The sequence below is a fragment of the Flavobacterium sp. genome (genome assembly GCF_044361065.1).
GTDB lineage: Bacteria > Bacteroidota > Bacteroidia > Flavobacteriales > Flavobacteriaceae > Flavobacterium.
The window spans coordinates 1-3,866 of the sequence record NZ_JBIKJI010000175.1 but is presented as its reverse complement, the minus strand read 5'-3'; the positions used below and the strand labels follow the sequence as shown (position 1 = coordinate 3,866).

At 31.9% G+C, this 3,866-nt stretch carries 5 protein-coding genes; all 5 read left to right on the top strand.

What is annotated here, in order from left to right:
- Positions 1 to 18 precede the first annotated feature (18 nt).
- Complete coding sequence (locus ACIQ11_RS09380) at positions 19 to 474, top strand: DUF4442 domain-containing protein (RefSeq protein ID WP_396154361.1); 456 nt, start codon at positions 19 to 21, stop codon at positions 472 to 474.
- A gap of 79 nt (positions 475 to 553) precedes the next feature.
- A complete protein-coding gene (locus tag ACIQ11_RS09375) occupies positions 554 to 1,459 on the top strand; it encodes a TIGR01777 family oxidoreductase (protein ID WP_396154360.1) in 906 nt (301 codons plus the stop codon).
- Between the two features lie 148 nt (positions 1,460 to 1,607).
- Complete coding sequence (locus tag ACIQ11_RS09370) at positions 1,608 to 2,144, top strand: nucleotide exchange factor GrpE (RefSeq protein WP_353077782.1); 537 nt, start codon at positions 1,608 to 1,610, stop codon at positions 2,142 to 2,144.
- A gap of 42 nt (positions 2,145 to 2,186) precedes the next feature.
- A complete protein-coding gene (gene dnaJ, locus ACIQ11_RS09365; protein WP_396154359.1) occupies positions 2,187 to 3,302 on the top strand; it encodes a molecular chaperone DnaJ in 1,116 nt (371 codons plus the stop codon).
- Positions 3,303 to 3,464: 162 nt separating this feature from the next.
- Positions 3,465 to 3,866, top strand: a 402-nt coding sequence (locus ACIQ11_RS09360) for an ABC transporter ATP-binding protein (protein WP_396154358.1), incomplete at its 3' end; no start/stop codon positions are given.

Here is a 3,866-nt window from a genome sequence, read left to right as displayed (position 1 = left end):
CATAAAATATTAATAGATATGGAGTTTACACCTTTTAAATTAAATGCGTTTACCTTTTTTAAATTGCCTTCCGCATTTTGGAGTGGTGTTCGAGTAAAACAAATTACATCCGAAAATTGTAAGGTTTCGGTAAAATATAGTTGGTTCAATCAGAATCCGTTTAAATCTATGTATTTTGCCGTGCAAGCTATGGCTGCCGAATTTACTACTGGTGCTTTAGTAATGTATCATATCAAATCAAGTGGGAAAAATATTTCAATGCTTGTGGCTCAGAATAAAGCTGTTTTCACAAAAAAGGCTACAGGAAAAATCACGTTTGCTTGTAATCAAGGAAAGGAAATTGCCGAATGTATTGAAAATGCAATACGAACAAATGAAGGACAAACGATTTGGTTAACATCAATAGGAATAAATGAAAATGGCGAACAAGTTTCAGAAATGCAATTTCAATGGACTATAAAATCAAGAGTATAATTTTTAGACATTTGTTAATCTTAGTTAATGTTTGATGTAAGCGTATAACTAATTGTAAATTTGTGATAAAATAATATAAATGAACATATTAATAACAGGAGCAACTGGTTTAATAGGGAAAAAAATGGTGTCTTTACTTAAAAAAGACAACCACATTATTCACTATTTATCAACTTCAAAAAGTAAAATAGAACACACGTCAAATTATAAAGGATTTTATTGGAATCCAGGTAAAGGCGAAATTGATCTTGCTGCTTTTGAAGATGTTTCCGTTATTATTCATTTAGCAGGTGCTTCAGTGTCAAAAAAATGGACAACTTCCTACAAAAAAGAAATTATTCAAAGTAGGGTTCAAAGTGCCAATTTACTTTTTAAAACGTTACAATCTCATCCAAATTCGGTAAAACAATTTATTTCAGCATCAGCAATTGGTATTTATCCAAATGACTTAACTGCCATTTATAATGAAGATGATTCGAAAATTGATGATTCTTTTTTAGGCGAAGTGACACAACTTTGGGAAGAAAGCACCAATTTATTTAAATCCTTACCACTTTTGGTAACCACTATCAGAATTGGAGTGGTTTTAGCCAATGAGTCAGGCGCATTAGTTGAAATGACGAAGCCAATAAAATATGGTTTTGGAACTGCTTTGGCATCTGGAAAACAATATGTGTCTTGGATTCATATTGATGATTTAGTGGCTATTTTTAAATATGTTATAGATAACAATTTAGAAGGTATTTACAATGCGGTTTCGCCGTATCCCACTACAAATGAAGAAATAACAAAAGCTATTGCGAAAACCATACATAAACCTTTGTTTTTACCAAATGTACCAAAGTTTATGTTGCGTTTACTTTTAGGAGAAATGCATCAAATTGTAACCAGTAGTCAGCACGTGAGCTCAAGAAAAATATTAGATGCTGGTTTTCAATTTCAATATGCTTCGCTTAGCAAATCGTTGCAAAATCTATTGAAATAGTACTTTAATTTTTTACTTTTTTTAAAATAGTATCCAAATTTATCTTTTTTTGGATATATTATTTGCGCTTTTTTATACTGACAATGTGTCATAAAATAAAGTATGGCAACACTTTTGCATTCTCAATTTGAAAATAAAATATACAATTATGAGTCAAGAAAATACTGAAAACATCGAAAAAGAGATCCTTCAGGATGAAAATGCTATAGAAAATCAAGATGTTCAAGAAAATAATGAACCAGAAGTGTCAGTTGAAGATCAATTGCAAGAACAAAAAGATAAATTCATAAGATTATATGCCGAATTTGAAAATTACAAAAAAAGAACTTCAAAAGAACGTATAGACTTATTTAAAACGGCTGGACAAGAAATTTTACAATCGATGTTACCTGTTTTAGATGATTTCGATAGAGCTTGGGCTCAGGTTTCTCAATCCGATGATGAAGCTTTAGTAAAAGGTGTAGAATTAATTCACGAAAAATTAAAATCAACATTAGTTTCAAAAGGTTTAGAAGTAGTTGAAATTAAAGCTGGTGATGCATTTGATGCAGATTTTGCAGAAGCCATTACTCAAATTCCAGCTCCAACCCCTAAATTAAAAGGAAAAATTGTTGACGTAATCGAAAAAGGGTACAAATTGGGTGATAAAATTATCCGTTTTCCAAAAGTAATTTTAGGTAACTAATATTTCTATAATCATTCTTTTTGAATGTATTAATAAAATAAAATGAAAAAAGATTTTTACGAAGTTTTAGGGATTAGCAAAAATGCTTCACCTGAAGAAATAAAAAAAGCATACCGAAAAAAAGCGATTCAATATCATCCAGATAAAAACCCTGGAGATACTGCTGCAGAAGAAAATTTTAAAACTTGTGCCGAAGCATACGAAGTGTTAAGTGACGCAAACAAAAAAGCCAAGTACGACCAATATGGGCATCAAGCCTTTGATGGAAATGGTGGCTTTGGTGGCGGACACGGCGGTATGAATATGGATGACATCTTTAGTCAATTTGGAGATATTTTTGGTGGCGGTTTTGGCGGTTTTGGCGGCGGTGGCGGCGGCGGTCAACGTAGAATGAAAGGAAGTAATTTACGTATTAAAGTCAAATTGACTTTGGAAGAAATTGCCAATGGTGTTGAGAAAAAAGTAAAAGTAAAAAGAAAAGTTCAAGCTGCTGGTGTAACTTACAGAACGTGTTCTACTTGTAACGGACAAGGTCAAGTGATGCGAGTTACAAATACAATTTTAGGTCGTATGCAAACTGCTGCAACGTGTCCTAATTGTGGTGGAGCGGGACAAATGATAGATAGTAAACCTGCCAATGCAGATAGTCAAGGTTTTATTACTGACGATGATACGGTTTCAATTAAAATTCCTGCAGGTGTTGTTGATGGTATGCAATTAAAAGTTGCTGGTAAAGGAAATGATGCACCTGGTAGAAATAGTGTTCCTGGAGATTTAATCGTTGCTATTGAAGAAATTGAGCACGAATTTTTAAAACGTGAAGGCGAAAATTTACATTACGATTTGTATATTAGTTTTCCAGAAGCGGCTTTAGGAATTTCAAAAGAAATTGAAACAGTTTCAGGAAAAGTTCGTATTAAGCTAGAAGAAGGCATTCAATCAGGTAAAATTCTTCGTTTGAAAGGAAAAGGAATTCCAAGTTTAAATAGTTACGGAAATGGCGATTTGCTTGTTCACGTAAATGTGTGGACACCAAAAACACTAAACAAAGAACAAAAACAATTTTTTGAAAGTATGATTTCGGATGAAAATTTTGTTCCTAAACCTGAAAAATCAGATAAATCGTTTTTTGAAAAAGTAAAAGATATGTTTTCGTAATTGAAAATACAATAAATTCCATAAATCTCAATCAATTCAGATTGGGATTTTTTTTGTCCTAAATTTTAAAGTATATTATTTATGAAAAAAAGCAAATTATTTTTTAAAAAGATGTAACAAAATCCCTATATTACACACTAATTCAGAAAAGAAATACGGCAAATGAATACTATTTTAGAAGTTAAAAACGTAGTGAAACAATATGGCGATTATACCGCTTTAAATTCCGTTTCGTTAAGTGTTCCTGAAGGAAGCATATATGGTTTATTAGGTCCAAATGGCGCTGGAAAAACCTCGTTAATTCGTATCATTAATCAAATTACTTTGCCAGATGCTGGTGAAATAATTTTAAATGGCGAAAAACTAAATCCGAATCACATTTCAATGATTGGTTATATGCCAGAAGAACGTGGTTTGTACAAATCTATGAAAGTAGGTGAGCAATGTTTGTATTTGGCTCAACTAAAAGGTATGAGCAAACAAGAAGCCAAAAAACAATTAAAATATTGGTTCGAAAAGTTTGAAATAGAAACGTGGTGGGATAAAAAGCTTCAAGAACTTTCT

Coding starts and splice junctions, on each gene's coding strand:
- ACIQ11_RS09370 (WP_353077782.1), top strand. CDS start 1,608: ATGAGTCAAGAAAATACTGAAAACATCGAAAAAGAGATCCTTCAGGAT.
- ACIQ11_RS09375 (WP_396154360.1), top strand. CDS start 554: ATGAACATATTAATAACAGGAGCAACTGGTTTAATAGGGAAAAAAATG.
- dnaJ (WP_396154359.1), top strand. CDS start 2,187: ATGAAAAAAGATTTTTACGAAGTTTTAGGGATTAGCAAAAATGCTTCA.
- ACIQ11_RS09380 (WP_396154361.1), top strand. CDS start 19: ATGGAGTTTACACCTTTTAAATTAAATGCGTTTACCTTTTTTAAATTG.